The sequence below is a fragment of the Pseudomonas sp. MWU347 genome (assembly GCF_017947305.1).
In the GTDB taxonomy this organism is placed as follows: Bacteria; Pseudomonadota; Gammaproteobacteria; order Pseudomonadales; family Pseudomonadaceae; genus Aquipseudomonas; species Aquipseudomonas putida_A.
Genome location: NZ_JAFGZB010000019.1, coordinates 21,547 through 41,154, shown reverse-complemented (window position 1 = coordinate 41,154; position 19,608 = coordinate 21,547). Strand labels below are relative to the sequence as shown.

17 protein-coding genes are annotated in these 19,608 nt (G+C 60.0%); 8 read left to right on the top strand and 9 right to left on the bottom strand.

The features are described 5' to 3' along the window. Window positions 1–555 precede the first annotated feature (555 nt). The 4 genes from KCG87_RS27120 to KCG87_RS27105 form a co-directional block, all read right to left on the bottom strand. The gene (locus tag KCG87_RS27120; protein WP_210559193.1) at window positions 556–1,521 is read right to left on the bottom strand and encodes a sensor domain-containing diguanylate cyclase; all 966 of its coding nucleotides are present in this window, start codon (window positions 1,519–1,521) and stop codon (window positions 556–558) included. 61 nt (window positions 1,522–1,582) lie between these two features. Beyond that, complete coding sequence (locus KCG87_RS27115) at window positions 1,583–2,161, bottom strand: hypothetical protein (RefSeq protein ID WP_134786104.1); 579 nt, start codon at window positions 2,159–2,161, stop codon at window positions 1,583–1,585. Between the two features lies 1 nt (window position 2,162). Then, window positions 2,163–4,325, bottom strand: coding sequence for a xanthine dehydrogenase family protein molybdopterin-binding subunit (locus tag KCG87_RS27110; RefSeq protein ID WP_210559194.1), 2,163 nt, complete (start codon window positions 4,323–4,325; stop codon window positions 2,163–2,165). A 14-nt stretch (window positions 4,326–4,339) separates the two neighbouring features. Further along, window positions 4,340–4,795, bottom strand: coding sequence for a (2Fe-2S)-binding protein (locus KCG87_RS27105; RefSeq protein WP_025111491.1), 456 nt, complete (start codon window positions 4,793–4,795; stop codon window positions 4,340–4,342). Window positions 4,796–5,046: 251 nt separating this feature from the next. On the opposite strand from KCG87_RS27105, the gene KCG87_RS27100 reads away from it, so the two are divergent. Then, the gene (locus KCG87_RS27100) at window positions 5,047–5,877 is read left to right on the top strand and encodes an alpha/beta hydrolase (protein WP_210559195.1); all 831 of its coding nucleotides are present in this window, start codon (window positions 5,047–5,049) and stop codon (window positions 5,875–5,877) included. Between the two features lie 275 nt (window positions 5,878–6,152). Here the strand turns inward: KCG87_RS27100 and KCG87_RS27095 are convergent, their stop codons facing one another. Next, a complete protein-coding gene (locus tag KCG87_RS27095) occupies window positions 6,153–6,545 on the bottom strand; it encodes a GFA family protein (RefSeq protein ID WP_098968272.1) in 393 nt (130 codons plus the stop codon). Between the two features lie 91 nt (window positions 6,546–6,636). Between KCG87_RS27095 and KCG87_RS27090 the strand changes: the two genes are divergently transcribed. The 3 genes from KCG87_RS27090 (at window position 6,637) to KCG87_RS27080 (ending at window position 8,875) form a co-directional block, all read left to right on the top strand. Next, window positions 6,637–7,311, top strand: coding sequence for a class I SAM-dependent methyltransferase (locus KCG87_RS27090; RefSeq protein ID WP_210559196.1), 675 nt, complete (start codon window positions 6,637–6,639; stop codon window positions 7,309–7,311). A 191-nt stretch (window positions 7,312–7,502) separates the two neighbouring features. Then, window positions 7,503–8,006 (top strand): VOC family protein, encoded by a 504-nt coding sequence (locus KCG87_RS27085; protein ID WP_096795948.1) that lies wholly within the window; start codon window positions 7,503–7,505, stop codon window positions 8,004–8,006. A 35-nt stretch (window positions 8,007–8,041) separates the two neighbouring features. Further along, complete coding sequence (locus KCG87_RS27080; protein WP_210559197.1) at window positions 8,042–8,875, top strand: AraC family transcriptional regulator; 834 nt, start codon at window positions 8,042–8,044, stop codon at window positions 8,873–8,875. Window positions 8,876–8,889: 14 nt separating this feature from the next. Here the strand turns inward: KCG87_RS27080 and KCG87_RS27075 are convergent, their stop codons facing one another. Next, complete coding sequence (locus tag KCG87_RS27075; RefSeq protein ID WP_095139638.1) at window positions 8,890–9,477, bottom strand: LysE family translocator; 588 nt, start codon at window positions 9,475–9,477, stop codon at window positions 8,890–8,892. Window positions 9,478–9,700: 223 nt separating this feature from the next. Between KCG87_RS27075 and KCG87_RS27070 the strand changes: the two genes are divergently transcribed. Beyond that, window positions 9,701–13,384, top strand: a complete 3,684-nt coding sequence (locus KCG87_RS27070) for a hypothetical protein (protein ID WP_210559198.1) — start codon at window positions 9,701–9,703, stop codon at window positions 13,382–13,384. 42 nt (window positions 13,385–13,426) lie between these two features. Here KCG87_RS27070 and KCG87_RS27065 read toward each other — a convergent pair whose 3' ends face one another. Together KCG87_RS27065 and KCG87_RS27060 are read right to left on the bottom strand one after the other, a co-directional pair. After that, on the bottom strand, window positions 13,427–15,673 hold the full coding sequence (locus KCG87_RS27065) for an ATP-binding protein (protein ID WP_134786096.1): 2,247 nt from the start codon (window positions 15,671–15,673) through the stop codon (window positions 13,427–13,429). Further along, complete coding sequence (locus KCG87_RS27060; RefSeq protein WP_210559199.1) at window positions 15,670–16,284, bottom strand: biliverdin-producing heme oxygenase; 615 nt, start codon at window positions 16,282–16,284, stop codon at window positions 15,670–15,672. The genes KCG87_RS27065 and KCG87_RS27060 overlap by 4 nt, the downstream gene beginning before the upstream one ends. Window positions 16,285–16,557: 273 nt before the next feature. Here KCG87_RS27060 and KCG87_RS27055 point away from each other — a divergent pair, with 273 nt between their 5' ends. Continuing rightward, on the top strand, window positions 16,558–17,178 hold the full coding sequence (locus KCG87_RS27055) for a LysE family translocator (protein WP_134786094.1): 621 nt from the start codon (window positions 16,558–16,560) through the stop codon (window positions 17,176–17,178). On the opposite strand, the gene KCG87_RS27050 is transcribed toward KCG87_RS27055, so the two are convergent. After that, window positions 17,175–17,588, bottom strand: coding sequence for a VOC family protein (locus KCG87_RS27050; RefSeq protein ID WP_134786093.1), 414 nt, complete (start codon window positions 17,586–17,588; stop codon window positions 17,175–17,177). The genes KCG87_RS27055 and KCG87_RS27050 overlap by 4 nt on opposite strands. Before the next feature lie 107 nt (window positions 17,589–17,695). Here KCG87_RS27050 and KCG87_RS27045 point away from each other — a divergent pair, with 107 nt between their 5' ends. After that, a complete protein-coding gene (locus tag KCG87_RS27045) occupies window positions 17,696–18,778 on the top strand; it encodes a bifunctional transcriptional activator/DNA repair protein Ada (RefSeq protein WP_210559200.1) in 1,083 nt (360 codons plus the stop codon). 31 nt (window positions 18,779–18,809) lie between these two features. Beyond that, window positions 18,810–19,607, top strand: coding sequence for an isocitrate lyase/phosphoenolpyruvate mutase family protein (locus KCG87_RS27040; RefSeq protein ID WP_134786091.1), 798 nt, complete (start codon window positions 18,810–18,812; stop codon window positions 19,605–19,607). Window position 19,608 lies beyond the last annotated feature (1 nt).

Here is a 19,608-nt window from a genome sequence, read left to right as displayed (position 1 = left end):
GCTTGCTCACGAAGAGGCCGGCACATTCGACATGGATATCGCCTGAGCGGACGCTTTCGCGAGCAAGCCCGCTCCCACAGGGTTCTGCGGTGTATCTGGATTTTGTGAGCAGCCGATAAACCTGTGGGAGTGGGCTTGCTCAGGAAGAGGCCGGCACATTCGACATGGATATCGCCTGACCGGACACTTTCGCGAGCAAGCTCGCTCCCACACTGTTTTGCGGTGTATCTGGATTTTGTGAGCAGCCGATAAACCTGTGGGAGTGAGCTTGCTCACGAAGAGGCCGGCACATTCGACATGGATATCGCCTGAGCGGACGCTTTCGCGAGCAAGCCCGCTCCCACACTGTTTTGCGGTGTATCTGGATTTTGTGGGCAGCGGATAAACCTGTGGGAGTGAGCTTGCTCACGAAGAGGCCGGCACATTCGACATGGATATCGCCAGGCCGGACACTTTCGCGAGCAAGCCCGCTCCCACAGGGTTCTGCGGTGTATCTGGATTTTGTGGGCAGCCGATAAACCTGTGGGAGCTGGCTTGCCAGCGATGAGGCCTGAATCAGCGCCGTTTCAACGCCTGCTTGTGCGCATACATCGCCTCGTCGGCATCGGCCAGCAGTCGATCCACCGTTTCATGGCGTTGCGGATCGTATTCGATCTGGCCGACGCTGAAGCGAATCTCGTAGCCGCGCTGCAACATCGCATTGCGCTCGTCGAGGATTTCCTTGAGCCGGGCCATGATCGCTGTGGTTTCGACGTGACTGGAGCCGGTCAGCAGCGCCACGAACTCGTCACCGCCCAGGCGCCCGACCACGTCGCTCTCGCGAAAAGCGATGCGCAGCACATCGGCAAAGGACTTCAGCGCACTGTCGCCCTCGGCATGGCCGTAACGATCGTTGATCTGCTTGAAGTCATTGAGATCGAAAAACAGCAGCGTCGCCGGTTTGTCCCGGTGTTTGCAGGCGTCCAGCGCATGCTGGGCCAGGGTCTTGAAGCCGCGGCGGTTGGACAGCAGCGTCAGCTCGTCCATGCTCGCCATCTGCACCGCCATCAACTCTTGCTCGGCCATGCCGGCGAGATCGCGCAACAGGGCACGCTCCTCGTCGTCGAGTTCACGCGGCTGGGTGTCGATCAGGCACAACGTGCCCATTTTGTTGCCGTTGGGCACGGTCAGCGGGTAGCCCGCGTAGAAACGAATCTTCGGCTCGCCGGTGACCAGCGGATTGTCATGAAAGCGCTTGTCCTGCTTGGCATCAGGCACCAGCAGCAATTCGTCCTGAAGAATCGCGTGCCCACAGAACGACACATCACGCGGGGTTTCGTTGACCTCGAGGCCGACGCACGACTTGAACCACTGCCGATCCTTGTCCACCAGCGTCACCAGCGCAATCGGCACGTTGAACAGGCGTTTGGCCAGCCGCGTGAGCCGGTCAAAACGCTCCTCCGGCGCCGAATCAAGAACCTTCAAGCCGTGCAGCGCTTGAATTCGGGTGGTTTCATTGGCGGGTTTGATCGGGGCCAGCATCACGCACTCCATCAGGGTCAATGACCGTTAGAGTAGCTTGATTCGCCAGCGACTCACACACTCAACCGCCCGCCACCGGACATGGCCCGCCAGCATCGGCCCAAAGCTTGAACTGGGCCACAAAAATGTCATGCGGTACCGGTACCGGCGTGCGCCCTGCCCCGGGATTCCATCCCCACAACACCAGTTTGTCGTCGCTGACATGTTTGATCAGCGCGGCGAAATCACGGTCGCCATTGCTCGAACGATCCTTGATCATTGCGCACAACTTGTCCGGCGGCAGGCCGATCCACGCCATCTTGTGCGCCGCCGGAGGCAAGCTCCAGTGCGGCGCTCCCGGAGGTGCATGCGGGCCATAACTGGCCGGCGGATTGCTCTCGGCGTGGCAGGTGGCGCAGGGCAAACCGGCGGCGCCCTTGCCGTCCATGCCACGCACCACATTCATCGCGTGTGGTTTGCCCGCATCGAACTGCAGCGGCGAGTCGCCGGGGATGTGGCAGTTCTGGCAGCGCGGGCTCTGGAACACCTTCTGCACCGTGCCGAACGCCTTGAGCGCTTCCTGATCATCGGCGAACAGGTCCGAGGCGTAGCCGCCCAGCCCCAGCAGTATCACCGTGCCCAACAGCAGATGTCGTTTCATCTCACACCCCCGACAGTTGCAGCGGCAGTTCACGCAAGCGCTGCCCGGTCAGCGCATACACGGCATTGGCCACCGCCGGCGCTGTGGGCGGAACACCGGCCTCACCGATGCCGCCGGGTTTGTCGCTGCTGGGCACGATATGCACCTCGACCAGCGGCATCTCGTTGAGCCGCAGCACTTGATAGTCGTGATAATTGGATTGCACCACCGCGCCGTCCTTGAGCGTCAGCTTGCTGTGCAGCGCCATGCCCAGGCCAAAGGTGATGCACGATTCCATCTGCGCCGCGATGCTCTGCGGATTGACCGCGATCCCGCAATCCACCGCACACACCACGCGGTGCACGCGGATCGCCAGATTTTCCTGCGAGACCTCGGCCACCTGCGCCACATAACTGCCGAACGACTCGTGTACCGCCACGCCCAATGCATGCCCGTCAGGCAACGGCGCTGTCCAGTTGGCCTTCTCCACCGCCAGATTCAGCACCCCGAGATGCCGCGCATGGTCCTTGAGCAAGGTGCGTCGATATTCGATCGGGTCCTTGCCCGCCGCCATGGCCATCTCATCGATCAGCGACTCCATGACGAACGCGGTGTGGCTGTGCCCCACCGAACGCAGCCACAGCACATTGATCCCGGTCTGCGGCGAATGCAGCTCGACCTGTTGATGGGCCAGGCCCTTGATATACGGGCTGTCGGCCACGCCTTCGACCGAAGTCGCGTCGATGCCGTTCTTGACCATGGTCTGTTCGAGCATGGTGCCGGCCATGATCGACTGGCCGACCAGCACATGCTGCCAGCTCAGCGGCATGCCCTGCCCGTCGAGGCCGATGCGTGCCTGATGCAGGAACATCGAGCGGTAATACCCGCCGCGAATGTCGTCCTCGCGCGACCACACGGTTTTCACCGGCAGCCCGGCGGCTTTCGCCACTTGCACCGCTTCGGCGACGAAGTCCGAGGTCGGATTGGCCCGCCGCCCGAATCCGCCGCCAAGAAATTCGGTGTGAATTTCCACCTGTTCCGGTTTGAGTCCGGTGATCTTGCCGGCGACCATCTGATCGAGGGTCTGGAATTGCGTGCCGGTCCAGATCTCGCACTTTTCGGCGCTGATCTTCACTGTGCAGTTCAGCGGTTCCATCGGTGCGTGCGCCAGATACGGCACGCTGTATTCGACGTCGATTTTCTTCGCCGCCTTGTCGAAGTTGCCTTTCGGATCCCCAGCCTGGCTGGCGGAAGTGCCCGGTGTCGCTGCCAGTTTGCGGAAACTGTCGAGCAGGTCCTGGCTGCTCAGGTCAGCGTGCGGCCCGAGATCCCAATCGACCTTCAGCGCATCGCGACCAAGTTTCGCCGCCCAGTAATGATCGGCAATCACCGCCACACCGGTCGGCACCTGTACCACTTTGTGCACACCGGGCACCGCCAGTGCCTCGGCGCCCTCGAAGGATTTGACCGTGGCACCGAACACCGGCGCACGGGCGACCATCGCGGTCATCAAACCGTCGAATTGCACGTCCATGCCGAACTTGGCGCGGCCAGTGATTTTCTCCGGGGTGTCGAGACGCTTGGTCGGTTTGCCGATGACTTTCCAGTCCTTGGCCTCCTTGAAGGTGATCGACTTTGGATCCGGCACTGGCAGTTGCCCGGCGGCGTCCGCCAGTTCGCCGTACGTCGCGCGTTTATCGCCGGCGATCACTACGCCGGACTCGGTGCGAATAGTCGACGCAGCGACGTTGAAGCGCTTGGCCGCCGCTTCCACCAGCATCTGCCGCGCCGTGGCCCCGGCCAGCCGGTAACGGTCGAACTCCATCCAGGTCGAGGTCGAGCCGCCAGTAATCTGCATCCCGCCAAACGCCGGCATGCCGTAATTCGCCGCTGAGGCCGGCGAGTGTTCGACGCGGATCGTCGACCAGTCGGCGTCCAGTTCTTCGGCGATCAGCATGGTCAGACCGGTCCAGATGCCCTGACCCATTTCCGAATGCCCGAGCAACACCGTCACGCTGTTGTCGGCGGCAATGCGCAAAAACGCATTCGGCGCGAAGACCTTGCCTTCATTCTCCGCCGCCAGAGCAAAACGATGGGCACCAGGCACGACGAACGCCACCACCAGACCGCCCCCCAGCACGGCACTGCCCTTGAGAAATCCGCGACGCGATACAGGACTGTTCATCGTCTGTCTCCCAATCAGCCGATCTCGGCCGCACGTTTCACAGCCGCGCGGATTCGCGGATAGGTACCGCAGCGGCAAATATTGCCGGAGAGCGCCTGATCGATATCGCTGTCGGTGGGCTTGGGGATTTTCGCCAGCAGCGCGGCGGCCGACATGATCTGCCCCGACTGGCAGTAACCACACTGCACCACATCGAGTTCGGCCCAGGCCTGCTGCACCGGGTGCGAGCCATCAGTGGACAGGCCTTCGATGGTGAGGATTTTCTGCCCGTTGGCCACGGCGGTGGCGGGCGTGATACAGGCGCGCAACGGTGCGCCATCGACGTGTACGGTGCAGGCGCCGCACTGGGCCATGCCACAGCCGAATTTGGTACCGGTCAGGTGCGCCACGTCACGCAGGACCCAGAGCAACGGCATATCTGCCGGTACATCGAGTTCCTGATCCTTGCCATTGATATTCAAGGTCAGCATCGGGGGATTTCCTCAGACTCACGGTGTTCTGAAGGGGCGCCGCTACGGCCGTGGAAGCCTGTGCGCGCCTCGGCTTATCCCTTTCAGCAAAGCCTAATTTGCGCGTGAAGCCAGACATGGCGACCACCGGTCATGCCTCAACGCAAAAATGTCGACTTTAATCCTGTGGCTGATAACGGCGCTCATCCGAACCATCACGACCGGTCGGCGACGAGCGCGGTAACCCATCACAATGCTCAGGAGTCGCGAACATGGGATTTGTCACCACCCAAGACGGCGTCGATATTTTCTACAAGGACTGGGGCCCGAAAGACGCCCCGGTGATCCACTTCCACCACGGCTGGCCGCTCAGTTCGGATGACTGGGACGCGCAGATGCTGTTCTTTCTGGCCCAGGGCTTTCGGGTGATTGCTCACGACCGTCGAGGTCACGGACGGTCGAGCCAGGTCTGGGACGGCCACGACATGGACCATTACGCCGACGATGCGCTGGCGGTGGTCACGCATCTGGGGCTGAAGAATGTGGTGCATGTCGGCCACTCCACCGGCGGCGGCGAGGTCATCCACTACATCGCCCGGCATGGTCAGGACAACGTCGCCAAAGGCGTGCTGATCAGCGCGGTGCCACCTTTGATGGTGCAGACTGAAAGCAATCCCGGTGGATTGCCGAAATCGGTGTTCGACGATTTTCAGGCGCAACTGGCGGCCAATCGTGCGCAGTTCTACCGCGATATCCCCAGCGGGCCGTTTTATGGCTATAACCGCCCCGGGGCCAAGCCGTCCGAGGGGATCATCGGCAACTGGTGGCGTCAGGGCATGATCGGCGGCGCGAAGGCGCATTACGACGGGATCGTCGCGTTCTCCCAGACCGATTTCACTGAAGACCTGAAGAAAGTCACCGTGCCGGTGCTGGTGATGCATGGCGAGGACGATCAGATCGTACCGTATGCGAACTCGGGGCCTTTGTCGGCGAAACTGCTGCCAAATGGCACGCTGAAATCGTATCCGGGGTTTCCGCACGGGATGCCGACGACTGAGGCGGCGACGATCAATGCCGATTTGCTGGCGTTTATTCGCGGCTGAGATAACCGAAGTCAGCTGACTCCCCTGTAGGAACGGGCTTGCGCGCGAAGGCTATCTGTCTGTCGATATCAGGTTGACTGAATCACCGCTTTCGCGAGTAAGCTCGCTCCCACCAAGGTCGGTGGTGCAAACAATTCTATCTATCCAACACAAATCCTGTGGGAGCGGGCTTGCTCGCGAAGGCAATCGGTCTGTCGATATCGAGTTGGCTGAACCACCGCTTTCGCGAGCAAGCCCGCTCCCACCAGGGGACTCGGGCTTGCCCGGACTTTTTGCTATTCCTCGGTGCGCCCCGTGCGTTCGCGATCACGTTCGTAGTGGTGCGCCAGTGGCAGCGCCGGCAACCATGACTCGCGCCGTACAGTCCACAGTTCATAAGTCGGCTTGAGCTGGTTCGGCGCGTCCAGCGAGCCGACATTCACTTCAATTTCATCCCCCGAACGCGCCAGTACCGGCGAACCACAGCGCGGACAGAACACTCGCCCTTGATACTCGCCGGTCTTGCCGCTGACGGTCACCGCATTCTCGGGAAATATCGCCGAGGCATGAAACAACGCGCCGTGGTGTTTGCGGCAGTCGAGGCAGTGGCAGATGCCGACGCGGTAAGGTTGGCCTGATGCTTCGAAACGCACATCACCGCACAGGCAGCCGCCAGTTAATGAGTTCATGGTGTCTATCCTCTGCCAGACTCTGTTCAGCCTTTGAACATAGCAGCCAACAAGCGAACGCCCACAATCGGCTTATACCGGAGACAGCGCCATGCCCTCCCCTGAATCCATCTTGTTACAGAGCTGGCACACCAACGCTGATGCCTGGATCGACGCGATCCGCAGCGGTGCCATCGAAAGCCGTCAGCAGGTCACCGATCAGGCGATCCTGCTGGCGATCATGGGCCGCCAACCGGGAGGCGTGCTGGATCTGGGTTGCGGCGAAGGCTGGTTGTTGCGGGCGCTGGCGGATCGCGGTATCGATTCGGCGGGCGTCGATGGCGATGCGACGTTGATCGAGGCTGCACGCGCGGCCGGTTCGGCCAAGGTACATGTGGCCAGTTATGCGGCATTGGTCGACGCCGAAATTGATATTGGCCGTGACTACGATTTGATCTGCGCCAACTTCTCTCTGCTGCATCAGGACATCATTCCATTGCTCGCCGCAATGCATGCGTTGCTGGTTCCGGGCGGCGCCATGATCATTCAGACCCTGCATCCGTGGGCCGTGGCGGCCGGCGATTATCAGGATGGCTGGCGTGAAGAGTCCTTCGCCGGGTTCAAGGGCCAGTGGCAGCCGATGCCGTGGTATTTCCGCACGCTGTCGAGTTGGTGCAACGCGCTGGACATGGCCGGGTTTCAACTGGTCAGCCTGCAAGAGCCGCAGCATCCGCAAAGCCCAGTGCCACAGTCGCTGTTGATGATCGCCGAACGCCGCTCCTTGTAGGAGTGAGCCTGCTCGCGATGGCGTCGTTGCAGCTTGCATAGGCGTTGCCTGACCCTGCGCCATCGCGAGCAGGCTCACTCCTACAGGGTTTGTCAGCAAGCGCCGCACTTGTCGATCTACGGCACCGTCATTCGACCAAGGACTGACTACGCTGTAAATCCTGCGTGTCTAACCTGCCGAGGATGACTGCCATGCAACGCTTTCAAAAACTCACACCGTGCCTGTGGTTCGATGATCAGGCCGAAGCCGCCGCGAAGTTCTATTGCTCGATCTTCGATCATTCGAAAATCACCGGCCTGACCCACTACAGCAAGGTCGGCCAGGAATTTCACGGCAAGCCGGAAGGCGCGGTGATGACCGTCAGTTTCGAACTCGACGGCCAGACCTTCACCGGCCTCAACGGCGGGCCGATGTTCAAGTTCAGTGAGGCCATTTCGTTTCAGGTCAATTGCCAGAATCAGGAAGAAGTCGACCACTTCTGGGGCAATCTGTCGGCAGGCGGCCCGGTCGAGGCCCAGCAATGCGGTTGGCTCAAGGACAAGTTCGGGGTGTCGTGGCAGATCGTGCCGGTGGCGTTCATGCACATGATGCTGGACCCCGACACCAGCAAGTCGCAACGGGCGATGCAGGCCATGTTCAAGATGAAAAAACTCGACATCGCCGAACTGGAGCGGGCCTTTGCCGGCCAGAGCTAATACACTCCGGTTCTGGCCTGCCGGGAACCATAACGATGAAACACGCTGCCGCCAAAAACCCTGAAAAAGCCCCTCGCTTCTGGCGCGACGATGCCCTGCCCTTCATCGAAGCGCGGGCCATCGCCGATGGCCGTGAGGTCTGCTACTCACGCCATTCCCATGCGCATTTTTCGATTGGCGCGATCACCGCCGGGCGGAGCATTTATGTGCATGAGCAATCGACGTTCGAAGTCGCCGCCGGCACCGTGGTGCTGATGAATCCCGGCGACGTGCATGCCTGCAACCCACTCGATGATCAGCCGTGGTCGTACTTGATGCTGTATGTCGAGACGCCGTGGCTGACGGATCTGCAGCATCAACTGGGGTTCAGTGCCGAGCTTGAGTTTCGGCGGTTTTCCACTACTCATCTGGATGACCCGCGACTGTTTCGTGACCTGCAAGGGCTTTACGCCACACTCGTCGACGAGCAACAGGACGTACTGCGCAAACACAGCGCAGCGGTGGAGTTTTTCAGCGATCTGCAACTACGCTTGAACCCGGCTGAACCACCGTTGCGCGAGCCGAATTTCAAGCTCGAACGCGCCGCTGACTTCATCCGCGAACACTGCACTGACCTGCTCAGCCTGGAGGACATCTGCACGACGGCGCAGTTGTCACCGTCGTATCTGATCCGTGCGTTCAAACAGCATTACGGCATGACCCCGCATGCCTTTGTGGTCAACCAGCGCATCCAGTTCGCCCGCGAACGCCTGCGCAGCGGCCAGTTGATTGCCGATGTCGCGTTGGAAGCAGGGTTTGCCGATCAGGCGCATTTTCAGCGCGCATTCAAACAGCATCTGGCGGCGACACCCGGCCAATATCGCGGCTGATCCTGGCGCCGGGCTCACGGCAACAGCAGATAACCCGCGCTCGCCGCCAGCAACAAGGCCATCAACCGATTGAACAGGCGCATCCCCTTCGGATTGCCCAGATACCCACGCAGAAACGTCCCGGCATAGACCCAGCAACCGACCGACAGATAACAGATCACCAGATACACCGCGGCGAACTGCCAGACCAGCCGTGCCTCGCCATCGGCGACAAACGCGCCCATCCCTGCCACACACGCCAGCCAGGCTTTCGGGTTGAGCCATTGCATCACCGCGCCGTACAACATCGACGGCGCCCGACCCGCCTCGCCGGCATGCAACTGGCCGTCATCGGCAGCCAGTTTCCAGGCCATGAACAACAGAAACGCCACCCCGGCCAATTGCACCACCCGGGTCAGAAATGGCCACAGTTTCAGGACCTCATGCAGCCCCAGGCCCATCAGCACCAGCAACAGCACAAAACCCAGCGTCGCTCCTGCCACGTGCCGCTGACTGGCCCGAAAGCCGAACTGCGCACCGGAACTCAGCGCCACTATATTCACCGGCCCCGGGGTTATGGACGCCACCAGCGCAAACGCCGCCATCGACACAATCAGACTCATTACGCACCTGCTGCAGAGTGGGGAGAAAGAGACTCAGGCTAACTAAGGCACGGCCTGCTGTATTGAACAAAATTGCCCTCGTATCGACCGACACGAAACATACGTTGAAACCAATACTGCAAAACAAACCCTGGTTGCGCCGATATAGTCGCCACGCGAAAACAAATCTTCGCGGTACCCGTTTATTGACCCACCTATATAGCCATGGATGGACTGACACCCAATGACGACTTCAACCAATCTTTTTACCCCAGCATCTCTATCAAGTGAGCAACTTGAGCGACGTGATATTGCGCAGACAATGAGAGCCATGCTCGAAAAGTGGGAAAAGGCCAAGGCCAGCGACAACTATGCCTACCCCACCAACCGTGTTAATAACAAACAACTGTGCATATCGACTCTTGAGGGAAGTCTATTCAATCAAGCGCATTTTTCGGCACACATCGTCCTGCGCCAACTGGTACGTCAGCCACAATTCGTTGCAATCGTCGATACGTTAGAAATCAATGATGACAACTGGACACTGGTCAATAAAAAGGGCGAAATCTTTCAAGTCCATGAAATCGAAACAACTGTCGGGACGTTTATCGAGCGCATTGATATCACCCAGCAGATCAACGAGATTGATTCGTTGAAAGCCGACCTGCAACTGCTGGCCAGCAGTGCAGTCATGACAGGCGGCATCGTGTCTTCAAGCGACCGTCTGCCCTTGCTCAACTGGCTGCAGTTCCAGCAACTGAACCTGCCCGAGACCGCAGACCAGTTGCAAAACCTGATTGCCTGGCTCGAACTGACGTTGCCGCTGCCGCCCACGCATGGCAACTACTGGGGGATATCGAACGAAACCGGCGCAACAGAGCTGTGCATCGACGAAGATCAGCAATCGGCTATCTACCAGGTCATCCATAAGTTGATGGACAAGGGCGAGCCGCGCGCGGAACCGCTGATCAATTATCTGGCGGCTGCACTGCTCAAGAAAGAGACGCCGACAGCCCTGCGTGAATACCCGCGTCGCGCCTGGGCACTGCTGATCGAGACCGAAGAAGCCAGAGCTTTCGTCCAGTCCTGCCTTGAAGCGTTGAATGGACCGTCCATGGCCAATGCGACTGTGCTGAGCACAGCGCAGCGCAGTCGCCTGCTGGTCGCAGCGGTCATGCTGGATTTGTCGTTGGGTCGCGAAGACAAGAACCAGAACTTCATCGAGCAGAATATCTATAACCCAGGTTACGTGCAGGCTACCTCCCATGAGGTCAACCTGGCACTGGAACAGGCACTCGGACGCCGACGTATCAAGGAATATGCAGTTCCCATGACGCTGGAACTGATCCTCGCCGGACTTGCACCTGAGTTCCTGGTCAGGACACCCGCAACTCTGCAGATCGGCACGCCTGGTTGGGTAATTCTGCGCAAATCGGTAAGTCTGGCCGAGAGCGTCGCGCCGGGCCTGTCCAGTCAGATGTCCTATGACAAGTTGCTTGAATTGGGCGCGATTTTACCCACCAGTGCGCAACAGCAGACCCTGCATGACTGGGCGAACCTGCAAGGCATCATGGACTGGTCGATGCTGAATGGCCTGGAACCGGAAAATGCCAATGAACTGCCAACCCAGGAACTGTTCAAGCAGGCAGCCAGCCAATACAACGCCCACCTCGACGCGATCAGCGCCGCACTGACAACGCTCGCCACCCCACCGGTCAGTCGGCGCAAGCTGGCGAAAGCCGAGCTGTACGACATTGATTGCGATCCGACGACAGAAATATCGTTGCCGGTCGAATACGGATTCAAACGCAACTATCATTCCGTACTTGATGTTTATATGACGCGCAACCTGTTGTTCAAAAAGGACTATGACAGGCAATCCGGCACAAGTATCTACAAGGCACATCCGGATCTGCTGAGACTCGAACCAATCAATGACCTTTACAAGGCAAAAGTAAAAGAATACTTCAAGCAATACAAAGCGGCCATCAACACCACTATGCGCCTGACACTTTCACGACTGCCACAGGAAGAACGGATGGCACTTGAATTTGGCAAGGCAGCCATATTCATCGTTCGCGAATTCTCCATACAAACCCCGATAAACAGCAGCTTTGTGCCTTTTGATCCACGTAAAACAGCGCGCTTCGGCACCCTGCTGTTTTGCAAGTATGGATTGCAGTTTTACTGTTTTGAGATATTCCCCCTGCAAGGCATTTGCCGCAATAATCCGGCTCTTGCTGAGGCCTACGTCCGCGGCCAGACACTCGATGAGATCGGATGGTTTACCGAAGGGCCGAACGGCGACAACGACTTCAAGTCGCTGACGTATCTTCATACGCGAATCGAAAAAACCGCCTACTTCGAAGGCCAGGCCCCCTTGGGCGAGGAGCTGCGAGACAGGCCGGGCATCATTCTCGAACGCTTTGCCGAATTCGATGAGCCTGACGACTCGCTACCCTTTACGCGTAGCCCTATGCACAGTTTCAACTCGGAACGTTTCAACAAGATCGGCGAAATCATTGCCGAACATAATCCGCCGACCCATTACGATCAGTTTTATGCAATCAGTTACGACAAAACCGCTCTGGAGAAGAATCTTGATGACTGGGACAACATCACCGAAACCATTCTCGACGTCGTCATCCCGTTCCGCCAATGCATCAGGGGCCTGTCCTCCAGTGACCCGGATCTTCGCAGCGGCGCCATATTCAGTTGTGTGATGGACCTGACCGCGATCCTCTTCGTCTTTGCCGGAGCCCTGGGGCCGTTCGGCAAGGCGCTGGGCAGCAGTACAAGACTGTTAAGCCTGAGCAAGGTCGGCGCAAGCGTAGCGCTGTCGGTGTTCAATCCGCTCGATGGCGTTCCGAAGCTGGTTTACGGTGGCGCCAGACTGGTCGGCAAAGGCGTGATGAAACTCAGCCATTTCGGCCATACCGTCATCCGGGCCGGAGCCGGACAACTCCGAGCGCTGAGCAGTACCAGCAGCGGCTCGTACGACCTGGTCAAGGCCCTGAGCAAGACCGGAGTTGCAGCGGAGATTCGCATGACGTTGCCGACGCTGGCGCATGCACGGGCATTGTTCAAGGATGATGCACTCGAAACAGTCGAACAGCTCGTCACACGCCTGAGCCAGGACGTTGTTTCCATACCCAAGGGCGGCAATGCGACAGAACTGCAGCATCTGTTCAACGCTGCAACGAGGGAAGCGACTCAATCCTCAAAAGGATTCCAGCAACTGGAATCGTTAATAGGTCATGCCGCTGCGAACGACGTACTGATTAGCTTCACCAAAAGCAGAGGCCCCCGGTTCAACGGCACGAAGTTCACTACAAACGCTGGTGACTTTTCGGAAATACTTGGATCCACCGCCGAGCTTGAAGCAAAGAAAGTCCTCTATCTGAAGAATCATCAGCAAAATGTCTTGAAGCTGGATCTGGGCAAGCCACCCTACAACGATGTGATGCCCGAAACGGCGTTCAACCCGCAGGGTTTCACCGACAATGCGCAGAGAGCCGGAGCCTGGATGGTCAAGGGTTCGTCCTCCGACAACGAACTGGAGCACATTGTCGCGATCCTGCGCGAGTATACGAGCAACAATAAATCGCTCACCGATGCGAACGTGGTCAAAGAGATCCACGCTCGACTGGTGCCTCAACTGGCGGAGTCTGTGCGCGAGGTAGGACAGCCAACAAAATATGGTGGCAGCATCAGCGGTTATGCTTCGCTGGAACAACATCTGAAGACGCTCGATGCCGCCCATGAGCATGTCGACAAACACTTGCTGGCGGCCATCGCCGGTTTTCAAGGCTTCGGCGACGGCAATGGTCGTACCGCCAGCGCGGTGTATGCGATCAGCCAACTGCGCAACAATCGATTTGTACCGATGCCGAAACACGTGTTCATGTCGTTGAGCGATCTGGGCTAACCACTCAAAATCCGTGCCCCGTTTAACGTGGCACGGATTTCTTCATTCCCCGGAGAGCATCGCCGGCACGGTAAACCGAAACTCAGTGCCCTCACCCGGCTCACTGCTGGCCTCGATCCGCCCGCCATGGGCTTCAACAATCCCCTGCGTGATGTACAAGCCCAGTCCGGTTCCGGTCGGGTTGCCCTCCTTCACCGTCCAGTAGCGATCAAACACCCGCGCCAGGTTTTCCTTGGGAATGCCTTCGCCGGTATCGCGCACGGTAAACACGATCTCTTTGCCGTCAGACTTGGCCAACACGCCCACCGAACCTTTGCGCGGGGTGAACTTGATCGCGTTGCCGATCAGGTTCGACAGCACCTGAAACAGGCGCTCCGGGTCGGCGTGGATTTTCAGGTCGGGATCGGCCTCGAACGAGATATTGATGTCCTTGTCCATCGCCAGTGGCCCGAGCAGCGACTGGGTCTCCTCGAACATTTGCCCGACATCCAGGGTCTGCGGGGCGATGGTGTAACGCCCGGCGTCGATCTTCGAGGTGTCGAGCAGATCTTCCAGTAGCGTGTTCATCCGCCCAGCTGCCTGCTGCATGGTGTCGATAGCCGTGGAGATGCGCCGCGAGGTGTGCGGGCCGTCGGAACTGAAGGTCTTCTGCATCATGCCGCAGAGCATGGAAATCACCGTCATCGGGTTGCGCAGGTCGTGGGAAACCACCGCTACCAATTCATCACGGGCGCGCACTGCCTCCTGCTCACGGCGCACCTGACGGGCGAGGTCGTTTTCCAGTGCCGAACGGCGCAGGTCATTGGCCGCAAACAGATCACCGTGACTCCATTTGGTGGAGATTCCGGCCATCTCGACTTTCCAGATTTCGAACGAAGTACGCGGACGCAGACGCAGGCCGGCGTCGGAATTTTCCAGATCCAGCGGTTTGCGCGGGTCGCCGCTCCAGTTGATGTTTTCCTTGACCTCGGGACGGAACCACATCACCCCGTTGTCCACCGGTTTGGGCAGGCTCATGGCAAGCACGCCGCTGGCCACTTGCTGAAACTGCGCGGCTGGCGGGTAAACGCTCGCCAGATGATGGCTGGCGAACACCGGCTCACCGGTGTCCTGCAACCACTTGTGCAGGGCGCGAATGTCTTCCGGCTCCGGGCAATTGCCGTAACGGTGCAATTGCTTGTCTTCGATGATCGCAATGCCCCCGGCCCCGGCCAGCGCCATCAGCACTTGCGGTTGCTGCGCCAGACCATCGAAGACGTTTTCCGGCGAGTCGATCATCGCTTGATTGAGCAGCGCCAACGCCTCGACTTTCTCCTCGCGTTGGCGGCTGATCTCCAGCGCCTCCATCGCGCTGATCTGCAGTGACAGCACCTGACCGATGGTCTGGCACGCGCTGCGCAGTTCGTGCGGCACATGCAGCGGCTGGCGATTACCGCAGCTGATCAGGCCCCAGAGTTTGTCGCCCTTGAGCAGCGAGATGCTCATCGACGACAGCACGCCCATGTTCTTCATGTACTGGCAATGAATCGGCGAGACGCTGCGCAGGGTGGCGAAACTCAGGTCCAGCGGGGTCTGGGTGTCCGGGCGCAGCTTGGGCACCAGCGGCACCGGCTGGTAATCGGCATTCGGGATGATCCGCAGCCAGTTGGTGCGGTACAGCTCGCGCGCCTGCTCGGGGATGTCCGAGGCCGGGAAAAACAGGCCGTTGAACACTTCCATCGACGGATCGGACGCCTCGGCGATCACCTGACCGTGGCCCTCCTCCTCGAAGCGGTAGATCAGCACCCGGTCGTAACCGGTCATCGCCTGGATTTCCTTGACGCTAATGTCGTACAGGGCCTGCAGCGAAGTGGCCGCTTGCAAGCGCTGGAGCATGCGCCCCAGATGGGTCTGGTTGCCGGCGACGTTGCGCGGCTGGAAGTTTTCAACGTGGATTTCCAGTTCCAGAATCAACACGCCTTGATGCCGGTGCAGCAGACCTTCGAACGCGGTGCCGTTGAGGCGAAAGTGCAGCGGTGCGGCATCGGCAAATACCGGTTGTTGCAACGCCTCGCGCACGGCCACCGCGTGCTTCTCACCCAGCAATTCGTGCAGCGGCTGGCCGATCAGTTCCTGCGCCGGGCGTGCCAGCAGGGTCTCGACGTTGGCGCTGATCTGAATGATCTCCAGCGCCGGCTCGCTCAGGGTCAGCAACAGGCCATGGGGCTGGATTGCCCCGGGAAAGCGGATCGGTTCGTCGGCACAGTTGGCCAGCAGTTCTTCAAAGGCTTCTTGGTCTTGCGGGTTCATGCCAGTACCTCCCGGCTTTCGAGCCAGCGCTCGAAACAACTGAATGTGGTTCGGGCCGCCGCAACCACGGCTTCACGTTCGCTCGCATCCAGTGATCGACTGCCCAGGTATTCAATGAAAGCGCGCCAGCGGCGGCCGGTGGCGGCGCCATAAATGTCGAGGAATGCCGCGCCATTGTCGGCGTTCAGGCTCAACCGCGAGGCGATTTCGCGGCGCAGGATCTGCCCGCCGAGGGTTGCCCCTTCCAGCACGTACGTCACTCCCAGACAGGCAGCGTTGGAGTCGATCGCGGGCAGCGCCTGACACAGCGGCAAACGGGCGATAGCCTCGACCGACAGACCCTGGGCCCTCAGATCATTGAACAGGGTCGGTGCCTTGAGACGTGGCGCAAGATCGAAATCGACCGGCATCACGCCACTGTCGAGCAGTGCACTTTCCAGCGGTCGATAAAAGCCGTAGTAGGCCTGCATCAACCGCAAAAAAGCGTTGGAATCGAGGGTATCGGAGAAAAAAGGAAGACGTTTTTCCAGTGCGATGTGCAGTTCGGCAGTGCCGGCTCGCAGATCTTGCAGCACCGGTGGCACATAAACTTCACGGGCCTTTGCTTGCATGTAGATCGCTCTTGGTGGGGCCGCTTCGGGGCCGGCAGGGTGTTTGCAGCTTTGGACGGATATTACACGGCAAACGCCTTTTTCTGACTTGGCGCACAGATTTTTCTGACGAAACCAGCGCCTTCTGACCTTTCAGAGTTCTGAAGAATCAGAAAAGTTCGACTCGATTAAAGGGCTGCCAATGCTGTACCGCGACAGCAGCACGTGACTGTACGGGTCAGCGCGCCCGCAGCCTGTGATAAAAAAGCGTCATCGTTTCCGGAGCCCAAGCCCATGGATCTCGCCACGCTCTCGCTGTTTCTCCCGGCCTGTTTCGCCCTGAACATGGCCCCCGGCCCGAACAACCTGCTGTCGGTCAGTAATGCCACCCGCTATGGCTATCGTCGGGCCTGCGCCGCCGGTATCGGGCGAATCGTTGCATTCGCCGCAATGATCGCCCTCGCCGGCGCGGGGCTGTCGGTGGTGCTGCAGACCTCGGAATGGCTGTTCCATGCGATCAAGATCATCGGCGCGGCGTACCTGCTTTACCTGGCCTGGCAACTGTGGCGGGCCAACCCCGAGGCTGAGCAGCAGATGGACGGAGCGTCGGTGGGGTTCTGGCGGCTGGCACGTCAGGAGTTTCTGGTGGCGGCGGGCAATCCGAAGGCGATCCTGTTGTTCACTGCGTTTCTGCCGCAATTCGTTGATCCGAGCCGCCCGGTGCCGGCGCAATTCGCCGTGCTCGGCGCGCTGTTTCTGCTGCTGGAATGGATTGCCATCGGCGCCTACGCGTGGATGGGCCTGCACATGCGCCGCTGGTTCGCCGAGCCGCGCGGCAAACGGATCTTCAACCGTTGCTGCGCAGGGCTGTTGTCGGCGGCGGCTTCGGTGTTGTTGCTCGCGAAACGGGCTTAAGTTTCGGACGGCCCTTTGAGTTCGACCTGATTGCCGTCCGGGTCGAAGCAATACAACGACAGGCCGTAGCCCTCGGCGCCGAAGCGTCTGGCGGCTTTTTCCACAGTCAGACCGTGCGCCTGCAAGTGCTCGGTCAGCGCAGATTCATCGAACGGCTCGATGCGCAGGCAGAAGTGATCGACGTTGCGCCGCTCGGCACCGGCCGCCGCGCCACCCTTTTTGCCGAGTTCGCCTTGCAAGTCGACGAGGTCGATCATCGAGGTGCCGGCGCGCAGGTGCACCAGCCCCAATGGTTCGTTGTGCCTGACCACCTCGGCGCCGAAGACCTGGCGGTAGAACTCGATACTGCGTTGCAGATCGGCGACACGCAGGACGATGTGATCGATGTGTTGAATGATGAACGGTGGCATGGTTGGCTCCAGCGAATCGGCGATCCGCTGATTGTGGTGCAGAATCGAAAAAATTCACTGTCGATTTTTCGGTGGAGCCATCGAAATCCTGGATTTAAGCTCTGCCCATGAACATACAAACCGCACTCCTGCCGCCCCACGCCGAGATGGTTCGCGCCATGCTCGAACGCGACACCGCCTACGAAGGGGTGTTCTTCACGGCCGTGAAAACCACCGGGATCTTCTGCCGCCCCAGCTGCACGGCGCGCAAGCCGAAACCGGAGAACGTCGAATTCTTCGCCCATGCCGATGAGTGCTTGAGCGCCGGTTATCGCGCCTGCCTGCGCTGCAAGCCGCTGGACGCCGCAGCCATCGCCCCCGACTGGGTGCAGCGCCTGCTCACCGCCGTCGATGCCGACCCGGAAATGCGCTGGAGCGATGCGCAACTGCTGGCCGCAGGCATCGAACCGCTGAAGCTGCGGCGCTGGTTCAAGCAGCATTTCGGCATGACCTTTCATGCCTGGCTGCGCACGCGCCGGCTCGGTATGGCGCTGGGCGGGATTCGCCAAGGCACCTCGATTGACCATGCGGCGTTCGACTCAGGCTATGAATCGCTCAGTGGTTTTCGCGATGCGTTCCAGAAGTCGTTCCACATTACCCCGGGCCGCGCGGCCAACAGTGAACCGCTGCTGTTCACCCGCCTGACCACGCCGCTGGGTCCGATGATTGCCATGGCGGAACGTCGCGGACTGGTGTTGCTGGAGTTTCTCGATCGCCCGGCGCTGACCCGCGAAGTCGAAGAGCTGCAAACCCGTCATGGCTACGTGGTCGCACCGGGACACAACGCGCATTTGCGGCAGATCGAAGAGCAACTCAACGAATATTTTGCCGGGACGCGCAGTGCATTCAGCGTCCCGCTGCATCTGCCCGGCAGCGCGTTCGACCAGCAAGTCTGGGAGCAACTGCTGCAAATTCCTTATGGCCAGACCAGCACCTACGGCGCCATCGCCTCACGCCTGGGCAAACCCGGCGCCAGTCGCGCGGTAGGCTTGGCCAATGGGCACAATCGGCTGTCGATCGTGGTCCCGTGCCATCGGGTGATCGGTGCGGACGGCTCGTTGACCGGCTATGGTGGTGGACAGCCGCGCAAGGCGTTTCTGCTGAGGCTGGAAAACGCTGCGGTGCAGCTCACGCAACCACTGGCTTTCTGACGCTTTGCACCACTCACAAAAAGGGATTTCGATGAACGCGCTCGACACTCGGTTTCACCAGTTACACCAGGAAGGTCTGCTGATCCTGACCAACGTCGCCGACGCCACCGGCGCGCGGCTGGTCGAGCACGCGGGTGGGCAAGCGGTCGCCACCAGCAGCGCGGCAGTCGCTTGGGCGCATGGCTATCCAGACGGCAACACCCTGCCCCTTGAACGGCTGATTTCAACCGTGGAATCCATCGCGCGGGTGATCCAGGTGCCGCTGAGCGTGGACATCGAGGCGGGTTATTCCGATGACCTTGGCCGTGTGGCCGAAGTGGTCGACGCGGTGCTCGCCGCAGGTGCGGTCGGGATCAATATCGAGGACGGCAGCGGCGCCCCGGAGCTGTTGGCGCGCAAGATTGAAGTGGCGCGGCAAGTCGCTCAGAAGCGTGGTGTGAAGCTGTTCATCAACGCGCGCACTGACGTCTACCTCAAGGGCCTGGTACCGGCCGAGGATCGCGTCGCCGAAACCCTGCACCGTTCAGCGTTGTACCAGGCCGCCGGGGCCGATGGCTTGTTTGCCGCTGGCGTGACCGCCGCTTATGAAATCGAGGCAATCTGCAAGGGCACGTCACTGCCGGTGAACGTGCTCGGCTTCGCCTGCCTGCCCTCGCCGTCCGAGCTGCAAGCTTTGGGCGTGCGGCGCCTGAGCGCCGGGTCCGGGATCGCCGAGTTCCTCTACGGCGCGATGGGTTCGCTGGTAAAAAGCTTCCTCGTCAGCGGCAAGCTCGACACCCACGACCTGAAGGCGCTGACCTACGGCGAAGTCAACGGACTGCTGAAATAGC